This is a genomic window from Pseudomonas gebzensis, from assembly GCF_034427815.1.
In the GTDB taxonomy this organism is placed as follows: Bacteria; Pseudomonadota; Gammaproteobacteria; order Pseudomonadales; family Pseudomonadaceae; genus Aquipseudomonas.
Map to the genome: position 1 here is coordinate 18,892 of NZ_JAXQNS010000010.1, position 13,534 is coordinate 32,425.

The window sequence follows — 13,534 nt, forward strand, 5'->3', positions numbered from 1 at the left end:
TCACGCGGGCGAAGTCGTTGATGCGATCAACGCGAATCAGGCAAACACGAAGTACTTGCGCACGGTTTCGACCACTTCCCAGGTGCCTTTCATGCCCGGCTCGATCACGAACACGTCGCCGCCCTTGAGGTGCTTGGGCGCTTCGCCTTCGGGGGTGATGATGCAGTAGCCCTCGAGGAAGTGGCAGAACTCCCACTTGTCGTAGTTGACCTCGAACTTGCCTGGGGTGCAGATCCAGGTGCCCATGATCTTGCTGCCGTCGGCCGACAGGTAGGCGTTGAGGTTGACCGTGTGCGGGTCACCACCGATGCGCTTCCACTTGGTGGCATCGACCACAGGCGTTGGGCAGGTTTCGCGCAGGACGGTAATGAAATCGGACATGTGCAGGCTCCTGAAAGGTAGCGGGTTGACAGGCAACCATAGGCCTAATGGTCGAGCATCAGTTGCCTGCGCTCGACCTGTAAGTGCCTGAACGCGCTACTTCACGCCCACCAATTCCGTACAAAGCCTGCCCGTGCGGCGCCAGAGCAGCCCTTGAATCCATTCGCGCGATGGGCAGAAGCATGCCTTTGCTCCGTCACGCCCACCAATACCGCACGAAGTGGAAGAACACCGGCGCCGCGAAGCACACCGAATCCATCCGGTCGAGCATGCCGCCGTGGCCTTCGATCATGTGGCCCCAGTCCTTCACGCCGCGGTCGCGCTTGATCGCCGACATCACCAGCCCGCCGAAGAAGCCCATGGCATTGACCACCAGCGCCATCAAAGCCGCCTGCCAGAAGCTGAACGGCGTGATCCAGCACAGCAGCGCGCCCACCAGGGTCGCCAGGGCAACGCCGCCAAGCAGGCCTTCGAGGGTTTTCGAGGGCGAGAGGTTGGGCGCCACCTTGCGCTTGCCAAACAGCTTGCCGCACACGTACTGCAGCACATCGCTGATCTGCACCACCAGGATCAGCCAGGCGATCAGCAGCAGGTTGCGGCCTTCATAGCCCGGGATGTCGAGGGTCATCAGGGCCGGCACGGCCGACACGCAATACACCGCGATCATCAGCCCCCATTGCACTTTCGAGGTGCGCTCCAGAAAGCGCGTGGTGTCGCCGCCCAAACTCGCCAGAATCGGCAGCAACAGGAACACGTAGACCGGAATGAAGATGCTGAACAGGCCGTACCAGTCAGTGGCGATCAGTACGTATTGCACCGGCAGCGCCACGTAGAACGCGGCGGCCAGGGCAGGGTAGTCGCTGCGCCGGGTCGGGGTGAGGGTCATGAATTCGCGCAGGGCGTAGAACGACACGCAGTAGAACAGCACGATCACGCCGTACTTGCCGAACACGAAAGCGATGCCGATCACCAGCACCATCACCCACCAGGCGTTGATGCGCGCGTTGAGGTTGTCGATGACCGAATGCGCGCCGGGACCGGCGCGCCATTTGAGCAGCCGGCCGATGAGGCTGGCCAGCAGCAGCAGTGCGCCGATGCCGGCGAACAGAGAAAGGGTGTTGTCGTCCATGTCAGGCGTCCTTGGGGGCCAGGTTGAGCAAGGCCAGGCTGGCCCGTTCGAGGAACTCCGGCTTGCTTTCGCCGGGCAGTCGAGTGAGGGGTTCGCCAAAGCTCAGGGTACACAGCAGCGGCAGCGGCAGGGCACGGCCCTTGGGCATGACGCGGTTGAGGTTGGCGATCCACACCGGCACCAGCTCGATCTGCGGATTGGCCGCTGCCAGGTGGAACAACCCGCTTTTGAACGGCAACAGCGGCGCGTCGCTGAGGTTGCGCGTGCCTTCAGGGAAGAAGATCAGCGAGTCGCCTTGGGCCAGGGCGTCGAGCACGGGTTGCAGCGGGCTGTCGGTAGGTTCACCGCGTTGGCGGTCGATCAGTACGCCGTTGAACACCTTGCGAATGAGGAATTCACGCAGGCCCGGCTTGCACCAGTAATCCGCGCCTGCGACCGGCCGTGTGCGTTTGCGCAGGGCGTTGGGCAGGGAGGCCCAGAGCAGCACGAAGTCGCCATGGCTGCTGTGGTTGGCGAAGTACAGGCGCTGCACCGGCTGTGGCGTGCAGCCGAGCCAGAGGGCGCGGGCACCGGTGATCAGGCGTGCGGCAGAGGTGATGCTGAAGGCGGTGAGATCAGCGAGCATGGGTGGGTTATCCGGTGAAGGGCAGTGTCAGCAGGCTAGCCAACAGCAGCAAGGTCTGGAGGCCGAAACACAGGGCCTGTCGACGCAGCAAGATCAGCGCGCCCTGACTGCGGGAGGGCCAATCGCGTGGGGTGGCGGATTTGGGTTTGAGGTGCAGGTCGTGCAGGGCCTCGTCCAGGGCCTGGGTCTCGACCGCCAGCGTCGGGCCGCTCTGGGCAATACGCATGAACAGCTCGGCATCCAGCGCGACGCGCAGGGCCCAGTACTTATGAGCAAGGCCCAGCACGACCAGCAGGCCCGCGCCCGCACAGGCCAGCGGCGGCAGTGGGAGCCCGAGCAAGGGTGTGCACGCGTAGGCCAGAGCCACCAGCGTGATGCCATCTGACAAGCGTTCCAGTTGCGCGCCGCGGCGCAGCAGTGACGCTACCAGGAACAGCTTCATGAACGTCTCCCCGCTGTGCCGGGCCGCTGCCGAGGTCGAGCGCGTGAGGACCGTCCAGAGCGTTGCAGAGGACGGCCGACCGCTTCAGGTACTGAGCGCGAGGCAGCGCCCAGGCCCAACGCCAGGGCGTAGAGCATGGGCGCCCCTCCGATGCGCGCTGCCCCTGTTGCCGGCAGGCCGCTCAGCACGTTCAGGGCGTTGAGGTGGGCGATCACCGTTCCAGCGTTGCGCAGTGCGGCGCCGTGCGATGTCAGTGTTTCGAACGCTGAACGCTGGCTCATCTTTGCTGCTCCAGTGCGCCCAGCACTCGCCGGTGCCCGTCATGCAGCACCATTCCAGGCCGAGCGTGGCGGATCAGCGCTTCGGCCTGCGCCACTGTCGCGCTGCGCCCGGTCAACAACAGCCAGGCCGCCACCGCGCTGGCGCTGCGCGAGTAGCCCAATGCGCAGCACACCAGCAGCGGACCGTGGTGGCGCAAGGTTTCGATCTCTGCGGCCGCCTGCGCCAGTGCTGCGCGGTCGGGGGCAACCAGATCGAGACTCGGCAGGCTGCGGTAATGGGCGATACGAGCTGTGCACGGGCGTTCCGCGCTGAGGTCGACCACTGCGGCGAACGCGGCGGCGTCCTGCGTGCTGGGCACACGGCCGAGGAACACGCCAGCGCACACTTCGTCAGCCTGCGGCCGCTTGTGCGTCCAGCACCACGCATTGAGCGCCGCCGCCGCCAGATAGGGCGCCAGTAGCAGCGTCGCGGCCATCGACAGACGCCCATCGGCACCTTTCTGAAAGCCGGCAGCGCCTAGCCAGGCGTAGTTCAGGGCCACCAGCAGCAGCGACACGGCAGGCCACAGCAAGCACAACGCCAGCCCACCCACAGTCAGCGCCAGGGCAGCACACAGGCCTGCGCCCAGCCCATAGGCCGCCGCCAGCCGCCAGCGTCGCGAATCCCTGGCCAACGCCGCCTGCTGCCACGGCAATGCACCGTGCGCCGGCCACAGCCACAGGCACAACAACCCCACCAGGGCACCGCTGGGCACGTCGATGAAATGGTGCTGCCAGGTGGTCAGCACCGACACCCCGATCAGCGCCATCCAACCATGCACCAGCCAGCGCCAGGGCTGGGCATGCACGTGCCGGGCAAACATCGTCCAGATGATCACCAGCAGCGCGATGTGTAGTGATGGCGCTTGGTTGAACGGTTTGTCGAAGCCCATCAGCACATCGAACATCCAGCCAAAACCGCCGTCGAGCGCCGGGCGGTCGAAGGTGAAGCGCAGCGGCCAGAGCAAAAAACCCATCACACATACGCACTGCGCGGTGAGCAGTGCCAACGCGTGGCGGTCCATCTCGCGGCGGGTCAGCGGGAGCAGAAAGGCCAGCCCGTAAAGCAGGTCGATCGACCAGTAGGGAATGATCGTCCACGGCCACAGCGGCAGCTGGCTTTCCCAGTCGAACACCAGCGTGCCGACATCGCTGCGCGTGGCGGTGTAGGTGTTGCTCAGCCCATAGCTGATGAAGAACAGCGGCCCGAGCAACAGCAACCACAGCACGCCACGGCGGATCAGCCGTGGCTCACGCCGCGCTGTCACGCGCGCACCCGTTGCGCCAGGCTGACGCTGAAGATGCCCCACTCATCGATGCGCTGGCTGATCTTGCGAAAGCCTGCAGCTTCGACCAGTTGGTCCATCTCTGCCTGGCTACGCCGGCGCATGACCCACGCCTGGCCCTGGCGGTGGCTGGTCAGCGCGCGGGCGATCATCTCCAGTTGCGGATGCCACGGCTGGCCGGTGTAGACCAGGTAACCGCCTTCCTCGACGGCATCGGCCAGGCCCGCCAGGGAATCGCTCACCAGCGTGTTGCTGGCGAACAGTTCGTACAGCCCCGACACCACCGCCAGGGTGGGTCGTGGGTCCAGGCTGGCCAGGCTTGCACGGTCGAAGGCATCGCCTTGCACGAAGCGGGCAATCTCGCCCAGGCCTTTTTCCTCGATCAGCGCGCTGCCCTGCTGCACGTTCAGCTCGCTGTAGTCACGCAGCAGGATCGAGTCGGGCTTTTGCGCCAGGGTGTTCAAGGCTTCGAGAATGTAGCGGCCGTGGCCGGCGGCAATGTCGACGATGTGCACAGGGCGTTGCGCCTCGCGCAGGCGGGCGATGGCCTCGCGCAGCAGTTCTTCGGCATGCAGCTTGCGCTGGCGGATGCCGCGCCAGCCGATGGAATCGAGGTAGCTGCGGTCGACCTTGTGCCCCAGTGCGCCCTTGCCGGTGGCCTGGTTGCGGTACACGTAATCGAGCGTGCTGCCGGAGTCGAAGCCGGTGTCAAAGCCCAGCTTGACGCCGTCCGACAGGCCTTTACCCAGGCGCAAACCGGCGCGGGTGGCGCGCCAGTACAAGGCGCGCGGCGAGTAGGGCGGCAACGGCGCGGCCAGGCTTTCCGCCTCGGCCAGGGTCGGGCCGACGCGGTCGGCATCGAGCAGCGACACGGGCGCGGCCGGGGCGTCGAAACAGTGGCTGACGAAACGCGTGATGCGCGCCAGCGCATGGCTGCGGTCGCGCTCGCCCAGGGTGTCGTGGAAGAACCCCGGCAGCACATGCATTTCCTTGCGCACGCTGCCCAGGCGCTCGAAGAAGCGCGCCTGCGGGGCACGTTCCACCACCAGGTCGGCGCCGGAGACCAGCAGTTGGGTCGGCACCTGGATCGCCTGGGCATCGGCCACCACGCGGTCGGCGGCGTCGTACAGGCCCAGCAGCATGGTCACCGAAATCGGTCGGCTGATCAGCGGGTCGGCCTTGTACGAGGCCACCCGGTCCGAGTCGTGGGTGAGCAGCCGCGGCTTGACGTAGCTGTTGACGAAGAAGTTGCCGCGCAGGGCCTTCATCAGCTTCAGGCCCGGGCGGGCGAAGGGCACATAGAGCTTGACCTTGAATGCCGGCGAGGCCAGCACCAGGCAGCGCACCTTGGGGTTGTAATCATGGGCCCAGGTGGCCACCACCACCGCGCCGACGCTTTGCGCCAGCACTACCATGTCCTGCTCCTCGATGCCGTGCTGCAGGTGCAGGTGCTCGATGAAGGTCTGCACGTCGCGCACGCTGGTGGCGAAGCTCGGGCTGTCGCCGCGTGCGCCAGGCGAGAGGCCGTGGCCACGGGCGTCCCAGGCAAAGAAGTCATAACCGGCCATGTCCAGCTCGTCGGCCAGGTGAGCCATGCGCCCGCCGTGTTCGTGGCCCCGGTGGAACATCACCACCGCACGGCGCGGTTGGTGCTCGTTCAGCGTGGCCGGCCAGTGGCGGTAGTGCAGCTCGACACCATCGTGGGTGGAAAAATGCAGCGATTGCGCTTGGCGCATGGCGAAAGTCCTTGTCCGGCAGAAAGGGTCAGCGGGTTTCGGCGATGCCGTGACGCACCCGGTTATAGAGGGTGTACAGCGACAGCAGCAGCATCACAGCGAGCAGGCCATTGATCCAGCTGGCGGCCAACCAGCCGACGCCGACGCCAGCCCCCAGCACACCGAAGGCGAAGGCGCGGTCGCTCTTGCCCATCGGTCCGTCATAACGGCGCGAGGCGCCCACCAGAGGGCCCATGGCGCCGGCGTACTCGCTGATCACCGCGGCCAGCACCACCAGGATCACCAGGCTGGGCGAGACGCCGGCGAGCAGCGCGAAGGGCAGGCACAGCGCCGCATCGGCGATCACGTCGCACAGCTCGTTGAGGTAGGCGCCGAGGGTCGATTGCTGGCCGAATTCACGGGCGAGCATGCCGTCGGCCGCATTGAGTGCCATGCGCATCAGCATCCACAACGGCACCAGGAGGAACAGCGCGTTGGCATCAGGGCGCCAAGCCAGCAGCAGGCCGAGCAGTAAGGACACGGCCGCAGCGGCCACAGTGACTTGGTTGGCGGTGACGCCACGCGCGTGCAGACGCTGCACGCTGGGGCGCAGCAAGGCCTGGAAACGGGGTTTGAGCTGGTAGATCGACGGCATGCCTGGAGGTCCTTTTCATGGTGCAGCGATGGCCGATTGTGCGCGGCGCCCCGTGCCGCAGCAAGCGCGTGCTGGCCAGGATGTGACCGGGTCCAGAGACGGTAAGGTTGCCCGGCTTGACCGGCGCCTGTGGGAACGGTTGCCAGCCATGGCGTGAGACGGCACGATGCCTGCCATGCACACATTTATCGGTTTGTATCAGGACATCGGCCCGGCACTTTCGTTGCTGGTGCTGGTGACTTTCCTTTTGGCCGGCGCGGTCAAGGGCGTCATCGGTCTGGGGCTGCCGACCATTGCCATGGGTCTGCTCGGCCTGGGCCTGCCGCCGGCACAGGCGGCCGCGCTGCTGATCGTGCCGTCTACGGTCACCAACGTCTGGCAACTGAGCACGGGCGGCCACCTGCGGCCGCTGCTGCGGCGCTTGTCCGGTCTGTTGTCGATGATCTTCGTAGGTACCTGCCTGGGCAGCCTGTGGCTGGGCATCGACAGCGGGCCATGGGCGGTGCATGGGCTGGGCGCGGCGTTGGTGGTGTACGCGCTGTATGGGCTGATCGGTCCGCAGTTGCGGGTAACGCCCCGGCACGAGCGTTGGCTGGGGCCCTTGTGCGGGCTGACGACGGGTGTGGTGACGGCCGCCACTGGCGTGTTCGTCATGCCCGCAGTGCCTTATCTGCAGAGCCTGGGCTTGAACCGCGATGAGCTGGTGCAGGCGCTGGGGCTGTCATTCACCGTCTCGACCCTGGCCCTGGCCGTAGGTCTGGCGGGGCAGGATGCGCTGGGCGGTCAGGCCCTGGGCGCGTCACTGCTGATGCTGGCGCCCGCGCTGCTGGGCATGATCGCCGGCCAATGGTTGCGCCAACGCATCAGCCCGGTGTTGTTCAAGCGCTGCTTCTTCATCGGCCTGGCGGTGCTGGGCGCTCACTTGCTGTTCAACGGCTAGCCGAGGACGGGCTGAGCATCTCGATACGCTGACTGTCGAAATCCCTTTCCAGGTACTCCATGCGCTGCTCGACGAAGGTGCGCATGTGCGGCAGGGCCATGTGCGTGTTGAAGTCGTGCTCGCTGGCCCAGACCTCGAAGAAGATGAACAGGCTCGGGTCTTGCTGGTCGCGCAGCATGTGGTATTCGATGCAGCCAGGCTCCTGCCGGCTCGGCTCGACATAGGCGCGAAACAGGCGCTCGAAGGCGTCGGCGCGCTCGGGGTGGGTCTTGGCTTTGAGGATGAAGGCGTGATGCTCGGCCATGGTCGGCTCCTGAGGGTAAGGGTTCTGATTCTATGACAACAGTCGGGGCGGGATTCGTGATTTTTGCGCAACTATGATTTGCCGCGTTCACACTGTTTCCCAAGCGGGTTGATGGATAGTCTGCCGCCATTCCTATCCAGTGGGTCATGTTTGACCCTTTGAGGCCCCTTTATGAAAAACATCCTCCTGCTCAATGGCGGCAAGCAATTCGCTCACTCCGACGGGCGCCTGAACCAGACCCTGCACGACACTGCCCTGGCCTATTTCGACCGCGCCGGTTTCAACGTGCGCCAGACCTTCATCGACGGCGGCTATGAGGCCGAGCAACAGGTCCAGGACTGGCTCTGGGCCGACGTGGTGATCTACCAGATGCCCGGTTGGTGGATGGGCGCGCCCTACACCGTGAAACAGTACATCGATGAAGTGTTCACCGTCGGCCACGGCAGCCTGTATGCCAGCGATGGCCGCACGCGCTCCGATGCTTCGCAGAAGTACGGCAGCGGCGGGCTGATTCACGGCAAGCGCTACATGATTTCTGCGACCTGGAACGCGCCGCAGCAGGCCTTCGATGACCCCAGCGATTTCTTCGAAGGCAAAGGGGTGGACGCCGTCTACTTCCCGTTCCACAAGGCCCACCAGTTTCTTGGCATGAGCGGCCTGCCGACGTTCGTCGCAGTCGATGTGATGAAGCGGCCTGACGTGCCGGCCACGGTTGCGGCCTATGAAGCGCACCTGGCCGAGGTGTTCGGGCAGGCCTGATGCGCGGCCAGGGTTGCAGTCGGGCCCGCGAGCCGTTATCAATCACGGCTCACCCCGCAACAGGCTTGTCCGCTGTGAAAACCCGCTCCGAAGAACTCCAGGTATTTGTCACCGTGATCGACTGCGGTTCGATCTCTGCCGCCGCCGAGCAACTGGCGCAGACGCCTTCGGCGGTCAGCCGCACCTTGTCGCGGCTCGAATCTCGTTTGGGCACCACCTTGCTCAACCGCACCACGCGGCGCATGGACCTGACCGAAGAGGGGCGCTTCTTCCTCGAACGTTCGCGAGCGATCCTTGCGCAGATGGCGGCGATGGAAGAACACCTGGAGCTGCATCGGCAAACGCCGGCGGGGCGTTTGCGCATCAATGCCGCCGCACCGTTCATGTCCCACGCCATCGTGCCGTGGATCGGCGAGTTTCGCCGCGCTTACCCGGACATCGAGCTGGAACTGAACACCGATGACCTGATCATCGACCTGCTCGAACAGCGTACCGACATCGCCATCCGCATCGGCGAGCTGAGCGATTCCAGCCTGCATGCCCGCTCGCTCGGCTGCAGCCCGCGACTGGTGCTGGCAAGCCCCGACTACCTGGCGCGCCACGGCGTTCCCGACCAGGTCGAAGCGCTGAACGATCACTGCCTGCTCGGCTTCACCCAGCCGGAAAGCCTCAACCACTGGCCCCTGCGCCACGCCGAAGGCGACCGCTGGCCGATCCGCCCGCAGGTGCTGGCCTCCAGCGGTGAAACCCTGCGCCACCTGGCCCTGGCCGGGCAGGGCATCGTCTGCCTGTCGCACTTCATGACCCACCAGGACATTCGCGACGGTCGCCTGCAGGTGCTGCTCGCCGACGCCAACAGCGGCCACCGCCAGCCGATCCATGCGGTCTACTACCGCAACACGCAGTTGGCCCTGCGCATTCAGTGCTTTCTCGACTTCATTCAGCAGAAGCTGGCGATCTATGCCTGTTGAACGCGTTTGCACCGCGCCTTGCCTTGGGCCTTAATGTGGAGTCAATAAGAACAATCCCCAAGGAAAGCGCCCATGCGTATCGTCATTTTTCAGTCCCTGGCCGCCACGGCCTTGTTCCTCGGCAGCTCCGCCAGCTATGCCGTCACGCTCGACGGTGGCGCTGTTGCCGCCCCTGACCAGTACTCGGCCAAGGTCGCTGCCGATATCCTCAAGCGCGGCGGCAATGCCGTCGACGCCGCCGTTGCCACCGCCTTCACCCTGGCCGTGACCTACCCCGAGGCCGGCAACATCGGCGGTGGCGGCTTCATGACCCTGTACGTCGACGGCAAGCCGTATTTTCTCGACTACCGCGAAGTGGCGCCCAAGGCGGCCACGCGCAACATGTACCTGGACGAAAAAGGCGAGCTGATCGAGAACCTCAGCCTGGTCGGCGCCCGCGCTGCCGGCGTGCCGGGCACGGTGATGGGCCTCTGGGAAGCGCACCAGAAGTTCGGCAAGCTCAAATGGAGCGAATTGCTGACCCCGGCCATCGGCTATGCCAGGAACGGCTTTGCCATTGCCGAAAAGCAATACCAGTACCGCGACGACGCTCAGGGCCTGTTCAAGGCCGGCACCAACTTCAACGACTATTTCGGCAGCATGCAGGTCGGCCAGCCGTTCAAGCAGCCGGAACTGGCCATGACCCTGGAGCGCATCGCCGAAAAGGGCGTGAGCGAGTTCTACCAGGGCAAGACCGCCGAACTGCTGGTCAAGCAGATGCAGGCCGACAAGGGCCTGATCACCCGTGAAGACCTGACAGACTACAAGGCCGTGTGGCGTGACCCGATCGCCATCAACTGGCGCGGCAATGTGGTGTACACCGCACCGCCACCGAGCTCTGGCGGCGTTGCCCTGGCCCAGTTGCTGGGCATCAAGGAAGACCGCGCTGCCGACTTCAAAGGCGTTGCGCACAATTCGGCGCGTTACATCCACCTGCTGGCCGAGATCGAAAAGCGTGTGTTCGCCGACCGCGCCGATTACCTGGGCGACCCGGGCTTCACCAAGGTTCCGGTCGCTCAGCTGATCGCCAAGGACTACCTGGCCAAGCGCGCTGCGCAGGTCAACCCAACGGCCATTTCCGCGACCGATTCGATCAAGCCGGGGCTGGAATCGCACCAGACCACGCATTTTTCCATCGTCGACCGACAGGGCAACGCGGTCAGCAACACCTACACCCTCAACCTCGACTACGGCAGCGGCGTGGTGGTGAAGGGTGCAGGCTTCCTGCTCAACGACGAAATGGATGACTTCAGCGCCAAACCGGGCACGGCCAACGTCTTTGGTGTGGTGGGGGGTGATGCCAATGCCATCGAGCCGGGCAAGCGCATGTTGTCATCCATGAGCCCGAGCCTGGTGACCCGTGACGGACAAGTGACGCTGGTACTGGGTACGCCGGGTGGTTCGCGGATCTTCACCTCGATCTTCCAGGTGATCAACAACCTCTACGACTACGACATGCCGCTGGAGAAAGCCGTGGCCGCGCAGCGGGTGCATCACCAGTTGCTGCCCAAGGACACGATCTACTTCGACAGCTATGCGCCCCTCACCGGGCCAGTGGCCGATGAGCTGAAGAAGATGGGCTACACCCTTGAAGACCAAGGCTGGAACATGGGTGATGTGCAGGCCATCCGTGTCACCGGCACTGCCCTGGAGACGGCTTCCGACCCACGCGGGCGTGGCGTTGGCATGATCGTCAAGTGAGGTAAGGAGGCGGGGGGCACTCGGCCAGTGCCGGCCCCCGGTTTGGTCCAGTTGAAGGCCAATGGCTGCAATCGAACGTTGCCAGGCGCGACGCGTCGCCTTTTTTTGGGGCGGCGCTGCCGCCGATCGCGGCTGACCGGAGCGCCGAACCGGCCGCGCCTACTGGGCGCCACGGCCTTGGCCTTCTTGAGGCGGCCCTGTCCGAGCGGCCGGCCGGCGCTGCGGTTGGCCGCGATGGGCTGCGGAGCAGCCCAAAAGCCATGAGCTCGACGTAAACGAACAGCATTGCCCTGATGCGCAGCTCTGGTGTGCGCGTGTCGAGACGTCGATCAGACCTTGAACTGGCTGACCAGCATCTGCAACTGTCCGCCCAAACGGGCCAGCTCGACACTTGCGGTGGCGGTTTCATTGCTCGCCGAGGCGGTCTGTTCCGACACATCACGCACATTGAGAATGCTGCGGCTGATTTCCTCGGCCACGGCGCTCTGTTGTTCGGCGGCGGCGGCGATCTGCTGGTTCATCGCCTGAATGCTCGACACGGTGCCGGTGATGTTGCCCAGCGAGGAACCGGCTTTGCGGGCCAGCTCGACGCTGCTGTCGGTCAGTTCACGGCTGCCGAGCATGATCGTGGCCACCTGCTGGGTGCCGCGGTGCAGGCCGTCGATCAAGGCTTCGATTTCTTCGGTGGATTTCTGCGTACGCTGCGCCAGGCCCCGCACTTCGTCGGCCACCACGGCGAAACCACGCCCGGCTTCACCGGCCCGTGCCGCTTCGATGGCCGCGTTGAGCGCCAACAGGTTGGTCTGCTCGGCGACCGACTTGATCACGTCCATGACGCTGCCGATCTTCTGGCTTTCCTGCTGCAAGGTGTTCATGGCTTCGCTGGAGCGGTGCACTTCACCGGCCAGGCGCTCGATCTGCGAAATCGCCTCGCCGACCACTTTTTCGCCGGCGCGGGCTTCGCCGTCGGCGCTGGTGGCGGCGTGGGAGGCCTGTTCGGCATTGCGCGCCACTTCCTGCACGGTGGCGGCCATTTCATGCATGGCGGTGGCCACCTGATCAGTCTCGATCTTCTGGCTGTTGGCGCCGGCGTTGGTCTGTTCGGTCACAGCCGACAGCTCTTCTGCGGCGCTGGCGATCTGCGTCACGCTATCGCGGATGCCGGCGATCAGCTCGCGCAGCGTGGTAGCCATGTGGCCGATGCTCTGCTGCAGCACGCCCAGCTCGTCGCGGCGGGTGACCCGCACGTTATGGGTGAGGTCGCCGTGGGCGATGCGGTCGACCACGGTCAGGGTCTCTTGCAACGGCTTGGTGATCTGGCGGGTGATGATCACGGCAGCGACGATGCCGAACAGCAGGGCCAGCAGGGTGGCGGCGATCTGCAGGGTGCGCGCCTGGGCGCTTTCGATGTCGCGACGATCCAGTTGGATCTGGTACAGCGCGGCACTGGTCTTGACGATATCAGCGCCTTCAACGGTCATTTCCTGACGCGCCTTGGCGATGGTCGCCACCGCATCGCGGAACGCCTGCATCGACTGGCTGTAGGCCTGCACCTCGTTGATGAACGGCTGTGTGGCGCGCTCGCCCGGCACCCGCTGTTGCAGGTTGTCGGCAGCCACGCGGGTAGCGGCGAGCTGGGCCAGGGCGGCTTTTTCCTGCGTTGGGCTGGTGTCGGCGATGTAAGAGCGCACTTCCACCATCAGGCGCAGCAGTTGCTGGCGGGCCGCGCCGACTCCTTGGTAATTGGCCAGGCGGGTAGCGTCGGCGTCAGGCTGGGCCAGCAGGTCGCGGCCGAGGTTTTCCAAGGCCGTGTCGGCGTTGGCCGCCGCTTGCCGCATGCTGGCGCGGGCCGCCAGCGAGGCGTTGTAGCCGCCGCGCATCAGGTTCAGCGAAACCTTGTACTGCTCGATGGTCTTGCCCAGCTCGCCCAGCAAGCGCACGTTCTCTTCGCTCTTGAAGGTCTTGGCCAGGCGTTGCTGCTGGGCACTGAAAGTGTCGAGCTTGGCCTGTACATTGGCGGCCGAGGCGTCGTCGCCGTTGGCGATCATGTATTGCAGCCGCGCCACGCGCAGCTCGGCGAGGTCTTTGTTGAGCTGGCCGATGTCGCTCATCCAGTTGGATCGGTCGATCAGCCCCCCCACGCTGAACCAGCCGGTCAGTGCCAGCAGGCTGGTGAGGATCAGGACGATGCCGAAGCCCAGTCCCAGTTTTATATTGACGCTGATGTTGGCAAACCAGCTGTTCATGCACGCACTCCCTGAAGAAAT

Annotated in this window: 13 protein-coding genes; 4 read left to right on the forward strand and 9 right to left on the reverse strand. The window is 65.1% G+C overall.

Annotated elements, in window-relative coordinates:
- Positions 1 to 36: 36 nt before the first annotated feature.
- The 7 genes from SJI00_RS18055 to SJI00_RS18085 form a co-directional block, all read right to left on the reverse strand.
- On the reverse strand, positions 37 to 381 hold the full coding sequence (locus SJI00_RS18055) for a cupin domain-containing protein (protein ID WP_322463042.1): 345 nt from the start codon (positions 379 to 381) through the stop codon (positions 37 to 39).
- A gap of 196 nt (positions 382 to 577) precedes the next feature.
- Positions 578 to 1,510: a phosphatidate cytidylyltransferase gene (locus tag SJI00_RS18060; protein WP_322463043.1), complete on the reverse strand. Its 933-nt coding sequence runs from the start codon at positions 1,508 to 1,510 to the stop codon at positions 578 to 580.
- Position 1,511: 1 nt separating this feature from the next.
- Positions 1,512 to 2,135: a lysophospholipid acyltransferase family protein gene (locus SJI00_RS18065; RefSeq protein ID WP_322463044.1), complete on the reverse strand. Its 624-nt coding sequence runs from the start codon at positions 2,133 to 2,135 to the stop codon at positions 1,512 to 1,514.
- Positions 2,136 to 2,142: 7 nt separating this feature from the next.
- Positions 2,143 to 2,577 carry a hypothetical protein gene (locus SJI00_RS18070; protein WP_322463045.1) on the reverse strand — a complete coding sequence of 145 codons (435 nt, stop codon included), beginning with the start codon at positions 2,575 to 2,577 and terminating at the stop codon, positions 2,143 to 2,145.
- A gap of 277 nt (positions 2,578 to 2,854) precedes the next feature.
- Complete coding sequence (locus SJI00_RS18075; RefSeq protein ID WP_322463046.1) at positions 2,855 to 4,165, reverse strand: phosphatase PAP2/dual specificity phosphatase family protein; 1,311 nt, start codon at positions 4,163 to 4,165, stop codon at positions 2,855 to 2,857.
- Complete coding sequence (locus SJI00_RS18080) at positions 4,162 to 5,919, reverse strand: bifunctional alpha/beta hydrolase/class I SAM-dependent methyltransferase (protein ID WP_322463047.1); 1,758 nt, start codon at positions 5,917 to 5,919, stop codon at positions 4,162 to 4,164. The genes SJI00_RS18075 and SJI00_RS18080 overlap by 4 nt, the downstream gene beginning before the upstream one ends.
- 28 nt (positions 5,920 to 5,947) lie before the next feature.
- Positions 5,948 to 6,553 carry a CDP-alcohol phosphatidyltransferase family protein gene (locus SJI00_RS18085; RefSeq protein ID WP_322463048.1) on the reverse strand — a complete coding sequence of 202 codons (606 nt, stop codon included), beginning with the start codon at positions 6,551 to 6,553 and terminating at the stop codon, positions 5,948 to 5,950.
- Positions 6,554 to 6,728: 175 nt separating this feature from the next.
- On the opposite strand from SJI00_RS18085, the gene SJI00_RS18090 reads away from it, so the two are divergent.
- Entirely contained in the window at positions 6,729 to 7,493 is a 765-nt protein-coding gene (locus SJI00_RS18090; protein ID WP_322463049.1) for a sulfite exporter TauE/SafE family protein, read from the forward strand.
- Here SJI00_RS18090 and SJI00_RS18095 read toward each other — a convergent pair.
- Positions 7,483 to 7,797 (reverse strand): putative quinol monooxygenase, encoded by a 315-nt coding sequence (locus tag SJI00_RS18095; protein WP_322463050.1) that lies wholly within the window; start codon positions 7,795 to 7,797, stop codon positions 7,483 to 7,485. The two genes, SJI00_RS18090 and SJI00_RS18095, sit on opposite strands and share 11 nt — an antisense overlap.
- Positions 7,798 to 7,968: 171 nt before the next feature.
- On the opposite strand from SJI00_RS18095, the gene mdaB reads away from it, so the two are divergent.
- The 3 genes from mdaB to ggt all read left to right on the forward strand — a co-directional run bounded on the left by mdaB (position 7,969) and on the right by ggt (position 11,267).
- Positions 7,969 to 8,556, forward strand: coding sequence for an NADPH:quinone oxidoreductase MdaB (gene mdaB, locus SJI00_RS18100; protein WP_322463051.1), 588 nt, complete (start codon positions 7,969 to 7,971; stop codon positions 8,554 to 8,556).
- A gap of 74 nt (positions 8,557 to 8,630) precedes the next feature.
- Complete coding sequence (locus SJI00_RS18105) at positions 8,631 to 9,527, forward strand: LysR family transcriptional regulator (RefSeq protein WP_322463052.1); 897 nt, start codon at positions 8,631 to 8,633, stop codon at positions 9,525 to 9,527.
- A gap of 72 nt (positions 9,528 to 9,599) precedes the next feature.
- A complete protein-coding gene (ggt, locus tag SJI00_RS18110; RefSeq protein WP_322463053.1) occupies positions 9,600 to 11,267 on the forward strand; it encodes a gamma-glutamyltransferase in 1,668 nt (555 codons plus the stop codon).
- 329 nt (positions 11,268 to 11,596) lie between these two features.
- Here ggt and SJI00_RS18115 read toward each other — a convergent pair whose 3' ends face one another.
- Positions 11,597 to 13,513, reverse strand: a complete 1,917-nt coding sequence (locus tag SJI00_RS18115) for a HAMP domain-containing methyl-accepting chemotaxis protein (RefSeq protein ID WP_322463054.1) — start codon at positions 13,511 to 13,513, stop codon at positions 11,597 to 11,599.
- Between the last annotated feature and the right edge of the window lie 21 nt (positions 13,514 to 13,534).